General features: G+C 67.0%; 12 protein-coding genes. 1 reads left to right on the top strand and 11 read right to left on the bottom strand.

Annotated features, from left to right (window positions below; genetic code table 11):
* Nucleotides 1-23: 23 nt before the first annotated feature.
* From CHEID_RS05245 to aspS, 10 genes are all read right to left on the bottom strand, one after another.
* Nucleotides 24-557, bottom strand: a complete 534-nt coding sequence (locus CHEID_RS05245) for a shikimate kinase (RefSeq protein WP_113629889.1) — start codon at nt 555-557, stop codon at nt 24-26.
* Nucleotides 554-1786 (bottom strand): chorismate synthase, encoded by a 1233-nt coding sequence (gene aroC, locus CHEID_RS05250; protein ID WP_112769413.1) that lies wholly within the window; start codon nt 1784-1786, stop codon nt 554-556. The genes CHEID_RS05245 and aroC overlap by 4 nt, the downstream gene beginning before the upstream one ends.
* Nucleotides 1787-1796: 10 nt before the next feature.
* Nucleotides 1797-2222, bottom strand: a complete 426-nt coding sequence (locus CHEID_RS05255) for a prepilin peptidase (RefSeq protein WP_273660952.1) — start codon at nt 2220-2222, stop codon at nt 1797-1799.
* Between the two features lie 52 nt (nt 2223-2274).
* Nucleotides 2275-3192 carry a shikimate dehydrogenase gene (locus CHEID_RS05260; RefSeq protein ID WP_238599245.1) on the bottom strand — a complete coding sequence of 306 codons (918 nt, stop codon included), beginning with the start codon at nt 3190-3192 and terminating at the stop codon, nt 2275-2277.
* Nucleotides 3193-3250: 58 nt separating this feature from the next.
* Nucleotides 3251-4387, bottom strand: coding sequence for an endolytic transglycosylase MltG (gene mltG / locus CHEID_RS05265; protein WP_112768944.1), 1137 nt, complete (start codon nt 4385-4387; stop codon nt 3251-3253).
* Between the two features lie 119 nt (nt 4388-4506).
* Nucleotides 4507-4989 (bottom strand): Holliday junction resolvase RuvX, encoded by a 483-nt coding sequence (ruvX, locus tag CHEID_RS05270; protein WP_112768943.1) that lies wholly within the window; start codon nt 4987-4989, stop codon nt 4507-4509.
* Nucleotides 4990-4991: 2 nt separating this feature from the next.
* Nucleotides 4992-7697, bottom strand: a complete 2706-nt coding sequence (alaS, locus tag CHEID_RS05275; protein WP_112768936.1) for an alanine--tRNA ligase — start codon at nt 7695-7697, stop codon at nt 4992-4994.
* A 120-nt stretch (nt 7698-7817) separates the two neighbouring features.
* A complete protein-coding gene (locus CHEID_RS05280; RefSeq protein ID WP_112768935.1) occupies nt 7818-9164 on the bottom strand; it encodes a replication-associated recombination protein A in 1347 nt (448 codons plus the stop codon).
* A gap of 12 nt (nt 9165-9176) precedes the next feature.
* A complete protein-coding gene (locus tag CHEID_RS05285) occupies nt 9177-10442 on the bottom strand; it encodes a phosphotransferase (RefSeq protein WP_112768942.1) in 1266 nt (421 codons plus the stop codon).
* A 160-nt stretch (nt 10443-10602) separates the two neighbouring features.
* Nucleotides 10603-12432 (bottom strand): aspartate--tRNA ligase, encoded by a 1830-nt coding sequence (gene aspS / locus CHEID_RS05290; RefSeq protein WP_112768934.1) that lies wholly within the window; start codon nt 12430-12432, stop codon nt 10603-10605.
* Nucleotides 12433-12674: 242 nt separating this feature from the next.
* On the opposite strand from aspS, the gene ypfJ reads away from it, so the two are divergent.
* Nucleotides 12675-13598: a KPN_02809 family neutral zinc metallopeptidase gene (gene ypfJ / locus CHEID_RS05295; RefSeq protein ID WP_112768933.1), complete on the top strand. Its 924-nt coding sequence runs from the start codon at nt 12675-12677 to the stop codon at nt 13596-13598.
* Between the two features lie 10 nt (nt 13599-13608).
* Here ypfJ and hisS read toward each other — a convergent pair whose 3' ends face one another.
* Nucleotides 13609-14907, bottom strand: a complete 1299-nt coding sequence (gene hisS / locus CHEID_RS05300; RefSeq protein ID WP_112768932.1) for a histidine--tRNA ligase — start codon at nt 14905-14907, stop codon at nt 13609-13611.
* Nucleotides 14908-14911: the final 4 nt, after the last annotated feature.

The following is a 14911-nucleotide window of genomic DNA, read 5'->3' on the forward strand; positions in this document are numbered from 1 at the left end:
GCCTGTAGTTACATCAGCGCCTGTCACATCATCACCTGCCTGCGCTCGGATTCCACATCGTCGATGAAGTGAAGAATGTCCGTGACAACCCGCTGCGGGTCCTTTCCATCGGAGTGCACCCGGTAGTTCGCCGCCGATTCATACAGCTCGGCGCGTTCGTCGAGGAGCCGCCGGTACGTCGCCTCCGGATCCGGGACGTTGAGCAGCGGGCGGGAATTGTCCCCCGCGGTGCGCCGCACGCCCTCCTCCACGGAGACGCGCAGATACACCACAACGTGGTCCATGAGGCGCCGTTGCGTCGCTGGGCTGAGGACGGCTCCGCCCCCGAGGGACACCACCCCTTCAGTGGCGAGGGCCTGCTCCACGGCCTCTTCCTCCACCCGGCGAAACTCCGCTTCCCCCAGATCCGAAAGCACCGTCCCGCAGGGCTTGTCGAATCGCTGGGCGATGAGATCGTCGCTGTCCACCACGTGGGTATCCAAGGCGTGCGCCAGACGGGTCCCGATGGTTGTCTTGCCGCTGCCGGGCGGACCGATAAGAACCACGCGGGGGCTCATCCTTGCTGCTCCTCAACCTCGGCATTCGAAAAGTCAATGCGCTGGGCAATTGCGGCGATGTAGGCTGCAGCGTTGCGGGTCGTTTCCCCGACGCTATCCCCGCCGAACTTCTGCAGTACGGCGCGGGCCAACACCAGGGCAACCATGGCCTCCGCCACAACTCCCGCAGCCGGGACAGCCACGACGTCCGAGCGCTGGTGGATGCCGGTCGCCGATTCTCCCGTATCCATGTCCACGGTGCGCAGGGCCCGGGGAACGGTGGAGATGGGCTTCATCGCCGCGCGCACCACCAGGTCCTCCCCATTGCTCATACCCCCCTCGATGCCGCCGGCCCGGTTGCTCAACCGACGCACCCCAGAGCCGCTGCGCTCCATCTCGTCGTGGGCCTCGGAGCCGCGCCGCCGAGCCTCGGCAAACCCGTCACCGATCTCCACGCCCTTGATCGCCTGGATACTCATGCACGCGGCCGCCAACTGGGCGTCTAGCCGCTCCTCGCCGCTGGTGTGGGAGCCCAACCCGATGGGCAGCCCCTTAACCACCACTTCCACCACCCCGCCGAGCGTATCCCCGGACTTCTTCGCCGCCGTGATCTCCGCGATCATCGATTCCTCTGCGGCTGGGTCGCAGGCGCGCACCGGGGAGGCGTCGATCTGGGCCAGATCCTCGTAGCTGGGGGTGGGCCCGGCGTAGGGCTCGGACTGTCCGATGGAGACGACGTGACTGAACACTTCCACGCCCAGGACCTCCCGCAACAGGGCGCGGGCGAACGTAGCTGCGGCCACCCGGGCCGCCGTCTCCCGGGCCGAGGCGCGTTCCAGAATGGGCCGGGCCTCCGTGTGCCCGTACTTCAACATGCCGGAGAAGTCCGCGTGCCCCGGGCGCGGCCGCGTCAACCGGGCCCCCCGGCCGGAGTTCATCTCCTTCTCCACCTGGGGATCCCCCTGATCCAAGGGATCGGCGGACATGATGGTGGTCCACTTCGGCCACTCCGTGTTACCGATCATCACCGCCACCGGAGAACCGAGGGTCTTGCCGTGGCGTACCCCGGAGAGGAAAGTCACCTCATCCGCCTCGAACTTCATCCGGGCCCCCCGCCCGTATCCCAGGCGCCGTCGGGCAAGCTGACGGGACACCTCCTCGCGGGTGACGCTCAACCCCGCGGGGAGGTTCTCCACCAAGGCGATCAGTGCCTGGCCGTGGGATTCGCCAGCAGTACTCCAACGCAGCATGCGCAACATCTTACAGGCCAGGGCAGACAAGCAGAGCCGCGACGGTACCGGCCACCATCGCCGGCCCAAAGGGCACCTTCCCGGCCCGCGCTACTGCCGCCCAACCGAGACCCACCACCCCGGCGACCCCCATAGCGATCCACACCCCCACGGGGTGATCCCAGTTGGCCAGGCACCCGCACACCAGCGCCAACTTGGCGTCCCCCGCACCCACCAGCCGCCGCCCCCGCCGCAGGGCAGGCAGGGCAATCGCCGCCCACCACAGGATCCCGCCCAGGATGGCCTCGGCGTGGCCGCAGACTACCGCCGCGCCCCAGACCGCGGGCACCGCAGGCAGGACGAGGGCGTTGGGCAAGCGCAGGGTGCGGGCGTCCCACACCACCACCGCGGCAGCCCACAGCGCCAGCGCGCAGGCCCCCCACGCCGAGCACAGCACGACCGCTTCTTCCCCCCCGTTTTATTTCCCCCAAAAAAGCTACCCCCCAATCTTAGTGGCCGGGGCGATCCTCCCGCAGCGTCTGCAGGAACAACCCCGCTGGGGCCGCCACCCCGGTGAACAACCGGAACTGCTCTTCAGCCTGACCCGCGAGCATCCGCAGCCCGTCGGCGTACGGAATCGAGCGCTCCTCGGCGGCGCGCATGAGGGCCGTGGGATAGGGATCGTAGATCACGTCTACTATCCCCGCCGCTCTTGTGAAACTGGCGGCGTACTGGGCCGCGGCGGCGTCTGGAATGGTGGATACGACCACGCTGGCCTCGCAGCACCGCCGCACCAGATCGGGGGAATCCAGGCGCACCCAATCGAAACTCAGGCCGCATTCTAAGGCGAGGGCCTGCAAGTTAAGCGCGCGTTCGGAGCGGGCCGCCACGGTAACCCCCCGCACCCCCGCCGCCGCTAGCGCAGCCACCGCCGGGCGGGCCGTGCCGCCGTTACCCACGACAACCGCCTGGGATCCCACAAGCGTCATCGAGCCCTTGTGCTGAAGGAAGGCCAGGCAGGCGGTGACCCCGTCCACGTCGGTATTGTCCGCCAGCCAGGTGCCATCCTCTCGGTGCACCAAGGTGTTCGCGGCGCCGATAGCCTGCGCCCGGGCCGTGGCCGCATCGGCGAGGTCGAGGGCGATGGATTTGCCGGGCATGGTCACGGAGAAACCCCGGATGAGGGGATCCCCGCTGCCCAACAACTGGCGGAACTCTCTTGCCTCCCCGGCCTCCACGCGGGTGTAGAGCATGTCCACTCCGGCCACCTCGTAACCCCGACGGTGGATCAACGGGGACTGGCTGTGCTCCACGGGGCGCCCCAGCACCGCGCAGCGGGGCGTGGAAAGCTCCAAGAACTCCTCGGCGCTGACCAGTTCGGGTTGCGCCGGGTGCTGCGAGCCCTCCGGCATCGTGTGCTTTCCCATGGTTCTTCCCGCTGGTCCCTTCTGGCTCGTTCTGGGGATGTGATCCGCGTTTGTCCCGTTAGCGGGCGGAATCTAGGACGCCATTGCTCTGCGACTGAGCCACGGCGCGCTGATGATCTGCGAAGTCCTTGTTGAACACCGTGGTGCCGTTCTTGTCCACGGTGACGAAGTACAACCAATCCCCAGGGGCAGGATTCTCTACAGCCTTGAGGGCCGCGAGCCCCGGCGAGGAGATAGGCGTATCCGGCAGACCTTGCTTGGCGTAAGTGTTCCAGGGGGTGACCCGCTCGCGATCCTGATTGGTGGTGGCCACCTCTTGTTCGTCGATGGCGTAGTTCACCGTGGAGTCGAACTCCAGGCGCTGCTTGACGTCCAACCGGTTGAGGATCACCCGGGCGACCTTGTCGAAGTCGCCGGACGGGGCTTCCCGCTCCACGAGCGACGCTGCGGTGATCATCTCGTAGGGCTTGAGTTTCACCTGCGCTGCGGCCTGTTCCAGGCCGGTGTCCTCGTACGTTTGGGCGGAATCCGTCACTACGTCCTTGACGATCTCTTTGGCATCGAGCTGGGGGTTGAACACGTGGATGCCGGGCGAGATGAGCCCCTCGATGCGACGGGGATCCGCCCCTCGGGCGTTGACGGCCGCCTGGGCCCACTGGGGCACGCCCAGTTCCGCAGCGGGCGTCTGGGCCACGGCGTCCCGCAACTTCTCCGGGGTCACGCACGTTCCCGGGTCCTTGCAGGTCTGCTGGGAGATGAGGGTGAAGATACCCGGCCGTGTCTGGCCGCCGACCACCCGGACGTCATCGAGGGTGGCTCCGGTGGGGACGTCCACCACACCCTGGCGCTGCTTCTCATCCGTCAGCGTCTTCAGCGCAGCTTCGGCGGACATCTCCTTCCGAAGGGGGTAGTAACCCGCCATGAGGGAGGCATTGGTCTTCTCTGCCTGGTTAATCAGGGCCTTGCGGGAGCCGACGATGTGCTCGTCGACCAGCATCGGGGCCAGGGCGGAGACCGAGTCGCCGTCCTCCACGCGAACCATGATGACGTCCCCCGTACCCGAGCCCTCGTAGTCGCGGTTGCCGCGAACCTCGCGGACGTAGAAGACATATGCCGTTACACCGACGAGCAGGGTGATCAATGCGACTGCCAGGGCCGCAGCCAGCTGGCGGCGCCTGCGGTACTTCGGCTGCATGCTCTTCTTTTGCACGCTGCGCTGAGGAACCGGTTTTGGTGCCACTAGGTTTGCCTTTCGAAAGGGGTTAAAGCCGATAGCAAAAATAACATAATGGTCACATTAGCGGTGCACCGCTTTTACTTCCCCACCCCGAGAGCCCGACGGGAATCTAGCCAGCCCTGCAGAATGTGCACCGCAGCGGCCTGATCGATTTTCTTTCGGCCCATCTTGGAATTGACGCCCGACAACCGCAGAGCGGTAGTCGCAGCCACCGTGGACAAGCGTTCATCGGCCAACCGGGTGGGGATCTGCGGCAGCTCCCCAGCGAGGTGGCGCGCAAATTGCACCGCCTTTTCGGTACTTGCGGTGGAACGCCCACTAAGCGCTGCGGGAAATCCTACGATGATTTCTACGACAAAGTTTTCCTCAGCCAGTTCCACTATGCGCGCTATATCACCGCGATCGATCGGGCCCGTGGCCGGAACTGTTTCCAGGGGACTGGCGAGAATACCGTCCGGATCGCTGAGGGCAACGCCGATTCGCACCGTTCCGACGTCGATACCCAAGCGTCGGCCACGCCCCGGATCGGTGGCCGCCTCCGGGCGGGAGGGGCCCTCCAGGGTCACCGCTCCCCCGGCCGCTGGGCGGCAAGGTGCCGACGCACTGCGGCCAGGCCGGTTGCGATGTGCTCCGGCTCGGTCCCGGACCCTTGGGCCATCGCGGGCTTTCCACCCCCGCGGCCGCCGACCTCTGCGCCGAAGACGCCAACTACTTCCCCGGCCTTGATGCCCAGGTCCACGGCCGCGGCGTTCGCCGCTGCGACGAAGGGCACCTTGCCCCCATCCCGGGCGGCGAAGAGTACGACCGCCGGGCGTTCGCCGAAGCGGGCGATGGCATCCTGCACGAGCGCCCGGACGTCCTTGGCGGCAACGCCCTCCGGCAGCTCCGCGGTAACGAGCGCTACCGAATTAACGTCCTCGGCCCCGTCGATGAACTGCCCCACCTGGCTGGCTAGCTGGGCCCGGCGGAGTTGCTCCACGTGCTTCTCGGCCGCCTTCAAGCGGGCGCTGAGCGCTTCGATGCGCTCCGGGAGGTCCGCGGAGGGTGCCTTCAGGGCGGTGGATAGCCCTGCCACCACGCTGCGCTCGGCGGCAAGATGCTCGAAGGAGTTCATCCCCGTGTAGGCCTCGATCCGGCGCACCCCGGAGCCCACGGAGGATTCCCCGAGCACGGAGATCGGCCCGATTTGGGAGGAGTGCCCGACGTGAATCCCGCCGCACAGCTCCATGGAGAAGGGCCCGCCGATCTCCACGACCCGCACCTGATCCCCGTAGTTCTCCCCGAACAACGCCATCGCCCCCATGGCCTTGGCCTCCACCAGGCTGGTCTCGATGGTGTTCACCTCGTAGTCCGCGTCCACTGCGGAGTTGGCCACGGTCTCGATCTCGCGGAGCTGATCGCCGCTGAGCTGCCCGCCGTAGCTGAAGTCGAAGCGCAGGTAACCCGGCTTGTTCATGCTGCCCGCCTGCACCGCGGTGGGGCCCAGCACTTGGCGCAGTGCGGCGTGGATGAGGTGGGTGCCGGAGTGCGCCTGCCGGGCCTGGTGCCGCCACGCCCGGTCCACGGTGGCCATGAGCCGCTCCCCCACGGCGAGCTCCCCGCCGGTGATGTCCACGTAGTGCACCCACAGCTTCTTGCCTACCTTTTGCACGTCCACCACGTCCCCCACGCCGCCGGTTCCGCGCAGTTGCCCCCGGTCCGCGAGCTGGCCACCGGCCTCGGCGTAGAAGGGGGTTTGGTCCAGGATGACCTGCACCCGGCTGCCATCACCAGCCCGCTCCACCAGGGCGTTGTCGGCGATGATGCCGAGTACGGCACCCTCGTCCTCCAGCTCCGTGTACCCGGTAAAGACCGTGGGATGGTTGTCCACGAAGGGGCGGTAAATGGATACGTCCGCGTGGCCCAGCTTCTTCGCGTCGTTATCTGCCTTGGCCCGGGCCCGCTGCTCCGCCATGAGGGAGTGGAAGCCAGCCTCGTCCACCTCAAGGCCGGCCTCCGCAGCCATTTCCATGGTCAGGTCAATGGGGAACCCGTGCGTGTCGTGCAGGCTGAAGGCCACGTCCCCCGGCACGGCGGTGCTGCCGGATTCCCGGGCGCTGGCCACGTAGGACTCGAACAGTTGCGAACCGGATTCGAGGGTCTTGAGGAAAGCCTTTTCCTCGCCCACGGCCACGGAGCGGATGCGCTCCCAGTTCTCGGCGATCTCCGGATAGGAAGGCGTCATCGTGGCCCGCACCGTGTCCATGAGCACCTCCATCGTCTCCCCCGTGGCGCCCAGCAGGCGGGCCGACCGGATGATGCGGCGCAGCAGGCGACGCAGGATGTACCCCCGGCCCTCGTTGCCGGGGGTCACCCCGTCCAGGATCAGCATGAGTCCGGTGCGGCAGTGGTCGGCGATGACGCGGAAACGCACATCCTTCACGTCAGCTCCGGCCCCTCGCCCGGTGCTGGCGTCCACAGCCCCATAGGTGGCCCCGGTCAACTTCTCCGCCGCCTCGATGACGGGCCGCAACAGATCGGTCTCGTAGACGTTGTCCACGTCCTGCAGGATGCAGGCCACCCGCTCCACACCCATGCCGGTATCGATGTTCTTCTTGGGCAGGGGGCCCAGGATCTCGAAGTTGTCCTTGCCCAGCCCCTCCCCGCGCTCGTTTTGCATGAACACGAGGTTCCAGATCTCGATGTAGCGGGTATCGTCGACGATCGGCCCGCCCTCGCGGCCATGCTGGGGGCCCCGGTCGTAGTAGATCTCCGAGCAGGGGCCGCAGGGTCCCGGCACCCCCATGGACCAGTAGTTATCGGCCATCCCGAGGCGTTGGATCCGCTCGGCGGGCACCCCGATCTTCTTCTCCCAGATCTCGGCGGCCTCGTCGTCTTCCGTGAACACGGTGACCCACAGCCGGTCCTTGTCCAGGCCCAACCCACCGGAGCTGACATCCCCCGTCAGCAGGTTCCAGGCGTGGGTGATGGCCCCCTCCTTGAAGTACTGGCCGAAGCTGAAGTTGCCGGCCATCTGGAAGAAGGTGTTGTGGCGGGTGGTGATGCCCACCTCCTCGATATCCAGGGTGCGCACGCACTTCTGGATGGAGGTGGCGGTGACGAACGGCGGGGTCTGCTCCCCCAGGAAGTAGGGCTTGAACGGCACCATCCCCGCGTTGACGAACAGCAGGTTGGGGTCGTCCAGAATCAAGGACGCGCTCGGCACCTCGGTGTGTCCGGCCTTGGTGAAGTGCTCGATGAAACGGCGACGGATCTCATGCGTCTGCACGGCTATTCAAACCTCAGTTCTCACAGGGGGAAAGTCGGTGGGGTATGGGTGTGCTCAACCTGCAATATTCTAGCGGTTCAGCAGTGGGCCCTTCGCCGGGTGCCCGGGTTGGTGGGGCGGCTAGCGGCCCATCATTTTGCGCAGGGTGTCTAAGCGGGGGCCGATGACCCGTTCGTGGCCGTGGTTGCTGGGCTCGTAGTAGCGGGCTTTGTCCAGGTCCTCCGGCAGGTACTGCTGCGGGACCACGGCGTTGGGGTAATCGTGGGGATAGCGATAGCCCACGGCATTGCCCATGTCCTGTGCCCCGGCGTAGTGCCCATCGCGAAGGTGGGCGGGGACCACCGCGCCCTTGCCCTGGCGCACGTCCGCGATAGCGCTGCTAATGCCGCGGTAGACCGCATTCGACTTCGGCGCGGTGGCCAGGTGCACGGTGGCCTGGGCGAGCGCGAGCCGGCCCTCCGGCAAGCCGACGAGGTTGACGGCCTGGGAGGCGGCGACCGCAACGCTGAGGCTCTGCGGGTCCGCCATGGCGATGTCCTCGCTGGCGTGGATGATGAGGCGCCGGGCGATGAACCGGGGATCCTCCCCCGCCTCCAGCATGCGGGCGAGGTAATGCAGGGCCGCGTCCGGATCGGAGCCGCGAATGGACTTGATGAAGGCGCTGGTCACGTCGTAATGCTGGTCCCCGTCCCGGTCGTAGCGGACGATGGCCTGATTGGTGGAGCGCTGGATGTCCTCCACGGTGACGGTCATTTTCTTGGGGACGCCCTGAGCCTGGCGCGCGGTATCCACCGCCGCTTCCAGATACGTCAGCGCGCGCCGGACGTCGCCGGCGGCCAGGGCGACGAGGTGATCGAGGGCGGCCGGTTCCAGCTCCACGGAGCCCCCGTAACCGCGGGGGTCTGTGGTGGCTCGGCACAACACGTCAGCAATGTCCGACGGCTGGCAGGCGCGGAGCTGGACGACCAGCGAGCGGGACAGCAGCGGGGAGACTACGGAGAAGGAGGGGTTTTCCGTCGTCGCGGCGACCAGCAGGACGGTGCGGTTTTCCACTGCCGCGAGCAGGGCATCCTGCTGGGTCTTGGAAAACCGGTGGACCTCGTCGATGAAGAGCACGGTGGCCTGGCCCTGCGTGGCGTAGTGCCGGGCGGACTGGATGACGGCCCGAACCTCCTTCACCCCCGAGTCCAGGGCGCTGAGGGAGACGAAACGGCGCCCCTCGGCACTGGAGATGAGGTTGGCGATCGTCGTTTTCCCCGTGCCGGGTGGCCCGTAGAGGATGACGGAGCTCTCCCCACGGCCCTCGATGAGGGCGCGCAGTGGGGTGCCGGGGCCCAGGATGTGATCTTGGCCGCGCACCTCCTCCAGGGTCCGCGGACGCATCCGCACAGCCAGCGGCGTGTGGGTACGACGGCAGCTTTCGGGGTTTCCAGCGGCGGAGTGGAACAGGTCTTCTTCAGCGCTCATAGCGGCCTCTACCTATAGGGCCCGGTGCTGGGGATGGGCTCCCATGTCCGCAAGCTGGTCTAGCAGCTTGTGCGTGAACTCCGCCACGTCCGGGAAGCGGGGGTCCTCGTGGCGCTGGGCAAACCGGGAGATGGCCTCCACGGTGGTAGCCAGATCCTGCAAGTGCACCTGGGTGAGGTTTTGTAGTTGCTCCCCGGTGATGGAGAAGTGCCCGGAGGTCTGCAGGTTGGCCCGCCCGTAGTACAACAGGGTCAGGGAGAAAAAGGCCCAGCCGATGAGGGAGGCCATGATCGCTTCCAGCAGGGTGGGGGTGTCCTTGAACTGCGGCCACACGCCCGCGACCTCCGCGCGCCAGGCGGCGAGGAACTCGTCGGTCTCGGCATCGGTCAGCGCGTCTGTCGTTGTGTCCTGCGGGAAGCCGGCGATGACACAGGCCGCGTCGAAGGCGATATCCCGGAAACCGGCCCATTCGAAGTCCAGCAGCACCACCCGGTTGGTCATCATGAGGTTGTCCGGGGTCAGGTCGAAGGGGGTAAACGCACTGGTCTGCGATTGCAGGGAACGACCGGCAGCCGCCCGGGCGAACTCCACCACCGTGGGGTTGATACGCATTCCCGTCGACCGCAGAAGCTCGATGCCGGTTCGGATGAGCTCGGACACTTCTACGTCCCGGTCGGTGATTTCCGAGACGTCCACCCCGTGCTTGGCGCATTGTCGGCGCAGCAGCGTATCGTAGGCCGCCTCCCGGCCCGCGGTGGCGGCGTGCATGTGCCCCAGTGCCCGCCCCAACTTGCGCAGGGCCAGGCGGCGTTCCTTTTCCGGGCGGAGGTTGAGGATGTCCGTGAAGTTTTCCCCATCCCCGGCATCCGAGAGAATGAGCAGGCGCTGGTCCAGGTCATAGGCCAAAAGCTGGGGCCCGGGGCGCCCGCTTTCCCCGAGGGTATTGGTGAATTGATAGGCGACGACCTCTCGGATCATCGCGGCATCGTCATCGGACAGTTTGGCCTCGGCGGGGCCTTTGGTGGCTCCTGCTGCGGTGGAGGCCCCGGGGCTGACCTGCCCGATCTTGGCCCCCACTGCCGCCCTGGGGGACCCATCCTTTGGCGGCAACTGTTTGATGACGATCGACCGATCTTGGAGGAAAGGGGACGGTGAATTGCGTACCCGCACCACTTGGCTGGACCCATTGCCGCCCAATTCTTCGGGGTGAGTGAGTTCCGGGGTGCCGCCGAACCGCACCGCGAGCAGCTGGGCTGCCGCAGCGACGGTCTGTTCCATTGCGGGCACGGCGAATGTCACTTCCTCGAAAGTGGGCTTGTCTGTGGGCTGCCCCCCCTTAAGGGGGGCAGCGGGCAACACGGCCCCTAACCACTAGGCGCTACGGCGCTCAATTCTAGGGCCCTAGCGCCCGGAGGAACCGGGGTTTGAGTAGTTCTCCCTATAACTGCGGAGTGTCGGCGGACTTCGTGTGGGCGTGTCCGCCGACGGCGGGGCGCTTGGGTTTGGCGTCGATCCCCGATTCCTTCCGCTGAGCGGCGGAGATCTCTCCCGGTGCATCCGTAAGTGGATCCACCCCACCGCCGGACTTGGGGAAGGCGATGACGTCCCGGATGGAGTCGAAACCCCCGAGCAGGGCGACGATCCGGTCCCAACCAAAGGCGATACCGCCGTGCGGCGGGGCCCCAAAGGCAAAGGCATCCAGGAGGAAGCCGAACTTTTCCCGAGCTTCTTTCTCGCTGATGCCCATCACCTCGAAGACCCGTTCCTGGACGTCCCGGCGGTGGATACGGATGGAGCCTCCGCCGATCTCATTGCCGTTGCACACGATGTCGTAGGCATAGGCCAGGGCCGCACCCGGGTCCTCGTGGAAGGTGTCGAGGAACTCCGGCTTGGGGGAGGTAAAGGCGTGGTGAACCGCCGTCCAGGCGGAGTGGCCAAGGGCAACATCCCCGCTGGCCTGAGCATCCGCGGCGGGCTCGAACATGGGCGCATCCACCACCCACGTGAAGGCCCAGTCTCCCTCCTTGATGAGCCCCAGCTTCTCGGCGATGGCGCCGCGGGCGGCGCCGAGCAGCGCCCGGCTGGACTTGGTCTCCCCGGCGGCGAAGAAGATGCAGTCACCCGGCTTGGCGCCGACGTGCTCGGCGATACCGGCCCGCTCGGCCTCGGTGATGTTCTTAGCCACCGGGCCGGACAGCTCCCCATCCTCCCCGACGAGGATGTAGGCCAGGCCCTTGGCGCCGCGCTGGCGTGCCCAATCCTGCCATGCGTCCAGTTGGCGGCGCGGCTGGCTTGCACCGCCCTCCATCACCACGGCGCCTACGTACTCGTTCTGGAACACCCGGAAGGTCGTATCGGCGAAGAACTCGGTGCACTCCACGATCTCGATATCGAAGCGCAGGTCCGGCTTGTCCGAGCCATAGCGGCGCATGGCCTCCGCGTACGTCATCCGCGGGATAGGCGTGGGAAGCTCGTAACCGATCTGGGCCCACACCGCCTTGAGGATCTCCTCGGCCAGGTGGATCACGTCCTCCTGATCCACGAAACTCATCTCCACGTCCAACTGGGTGAACTCCGGCTGCCGGTCGGCGCGGAAATCCTCATCCCGGTAGCAGCGGGCGATCTGGTAGTAGCGCTCCAGTCCGGCCACCATGAGAAGCTGCTTAAACAGCTGTGGGGACTGCGGCAGGGCATAGAACGTGCCGGGCCGCAGACGGGCGGGCACGAGGAAGTCCCGGGCACCCTCCGGGGTGGAACGGGTCAAGGTGGGGGTCTCCACCTCCGTGAAGTCGTGCTCCTGCAGCACCGACCGGGCGGCCGCGTTGACCTTGGAGCGCAGGCGCAAAGCATCGCCCTGTTGTTGGCGTCGCAAATCAAGATACCGATATCTCAGCCGGGCCTCTTCCCCGACCTCCCCGCCCGATGCCGGATCGTCGATTTGGAAGGGCAGGGCCGCAGAAGTGTTGAGCACCTCCAGCTCACTAACATCTACCTCCACCTGACCACTGGCCAGGTTCGGGTTCTCCGAACCCTCCGGGCGGGCCTCCACCAGGCCGGTGACCCGAATGCAGTACTCGCTGCGCAGGGCGTGGGCGCGCTCGGCAACCTCCGATTCCCGGAAGACCACCTGGGCCACGCCGGAGCGATCGCGCAGGTCGATAAAGATCACGCCACCGTGATCCCGGCGCCGACCCACCCAACCCGTGAGCGTTACCTGTTCACCAATGTGGTCACTGCGGAGCTCGCCCGCGAGGTGCGTCCGGAGCACGTTGCGCTAATCCCTTCGTCTGGTGCGGGCCCCCACGACAAACATTCTCGGCCCCTTGATTATCGCCACCCCCAAGAACTGATGGGCGCCGTGCCACGAGCTGCGCTTGCAGTTGCGCCCAAAACTGGTGGCCACGTCAGGAGCTAGCCGCGGGAACTCACACGTCCATGTTGAATAACCGACCCCTCACTATACGCCCACGGGGCAGACCGCCGGCCGCCGCCCTGTGGCAAGATTGCACCGTGACCTTCAACTCAAACCTCGGGGACAACAGCGGCCGCGCCAGTGGCGGTGGCGGCGGCATGGGCGGCGGCTTCGGCGGTGGTGGCGGGAACTTCCTGCTCGCCCTGCTCGCCAGCCGACTCGGCGCCCGCTTCGGCATCCCCGGCATGCTCATCGTCGGCGGCCTCGTCTTCTTCCTCACCGGCGGCTTCGGCGGTTTCGGCGGCGGCCACCAGCAGTCCGGCACTACCCAGCAGGGTGGCCGCGGGGACCTCAGCCACTGTAAGAACTACCAGGACGCCAACAAGTACGACGACTGCCGCATCCAGGGCACCGCCACCGCGCTGGACAAGTTCTGGGAGCAGGCCCTGCCCGCCGAGCGGGGCATCCAGTACACCGAGCCGAAGGTGCGCATCAACGGCGGCAAGCAGCGCACCGGCTGCGGCTTGGCAGATCCGGGCCAGTCCGGCCCCTTCTACTGCCCCGGTGACCAGACCGTCTACGCGGACACCCCCTTCTTCCAGGAGCTCAAGCAGTTGGGCGGCTCCAACGGCTCCTTCTCCCAGATGTACGTTGTGGCCCACGAGTTCGGCCACCACATCCAGAAGCTGGAGGGCAACCTGGGCCTGTCCAACTACAACGACCCCGGGGAGAACTCGAACGCCGTGAAGATCGAGTTGCAGGCAGACTGCTACGCCGGGTTGTGGGCCTCCCACGCCGACAAGGGCCAGGGGGCCGTGCTGGACCCCGTGACCCAGGAACAGGTGGACCAGGCGGTGCAGTCCGCCCAGGCCATCGGGGACGATGCCATCCAGAAGTCCTCCGGGCAGGAGGTCAACCCTGACCAGTGGACCCACGGCTCCGCTCAGCAGCGGGTGGATTCCTTTCTGCGCGGTTACCAGGGCGGCACGATGGATAGCTGCAAGCAGCAGTTCAACCGCTAGCTTGGGGGGCCTAGCGCTCCCCCAGGCGGACAGCCAGGTGCTCGGTGAGGTCCTCCAGTCGGATGTCCACCTGCTCGCCGGTGCCGAGGTCCTTAACCGCGACCCGTCCCTGCTCTAGCTCCTGATCGCCGAGCACAAGTGCAAACAGCGCCCCGGCCCGGTCCGCGCCCTTCATCGCGCCCTTGAGCCCGCGCCCGCCATAGGCCATGTCTGCGCGCAGGCCACGCGCCCGCAATTGGTCCACGATAATCGGCATCCGGCTCCGCGCGCCCTCCCCCAGGGCCACCCCGTACACGTCCACGCGCCGCCCGGCGCCGGCCTGCACCCCCTCCGCCTGCATCGCCAGCAGGGTGCGGTCCAACCCGAGGCCGAAGCCAATCCCGGATAGATCCTGCCCGCCCAACTGGGCCATCAGCCCGTCGTAGCGCCCGCCCCCGCCGATCCCGGACTGGGCCCCCAGCCCATCGTGAACGAACTCAAAGCAGGTCTTGGTGTAGTAGTCCAGCCCGCGCACCATCCGCGGGTTCACCACATACTCCACCCCCATGTCTCCCAACAGCCCGGTAACCGTCTCGAAGTGCTCCCGGGAGGCGGCGGAAAGGTGGTCCAGGAGCAGCGGCGCCTCCTGCAACTGGGCGATCATCTCCGGGCGCTTATCGTCCAGGACCCGCAGCGGGTTGATCTCCGCGCGGCGCCGCGTTTCCTCGTCCAGGTCCAGCTTGGCCAGGAACCCCTGCAGCTTCTCCCGGTAGGCCGGGCGATCCCTCCAATCCCCCAAGCTGGTTAGCTCCAGGCGGTACCCAGTGAGCCCCACGGACTTAAAGCAGCGGTCGGCCAGCGCAATGACCTCCGCGTCCAGCGCGGGATCGTCCACGCCGATGGCCTCCACCCCGAACTGCTGGAGCTGGCGGTAGCGCCCGGCCTGGGGGCGTTCGTAGCGGAAGAAGGGGCCGGTGTAACACAGCTTGGCCGGCAGTTGCCCGCGATCGAGGCGGTGTTGGATGACGGCCCGCACCACGCCCGCCGTCCCCTCCGGGCGCAGCGTGACGGAGCGTCCTCCGCGGTCGGCGAAGGTGTACATTTCCTTGCTGACCATGTCCGTGGATTCCCCCACGCCCCGGGCGTAGAGTCCAGTGTCCTCGAAAACGGGCAACTCCAGGTGCTCGTAGCCGGCGTTGTCGGCTGCGGTGGCGAAGTTCTGGCGGATGGCCCGGAACTCGGTGGACTGCGGGGGGTAGTAGTCCGGTATGCCCTTGGGGGCGGAGAGGGCGGTCTTGTTGCTGGGGGTTGGGTTGGGGCGCTCGTTCACCCGT

The sequence above is a fragment of the Corynebacterium heidelbergense genome (assembly GCF_028609845.1).
Lineage (GTDB): Bacteria > Actinomycetota > Actinomycetes > Mycobacteriales > Mycobacteriaceae > Corynebacterium > Corynebacterium heidelbergense.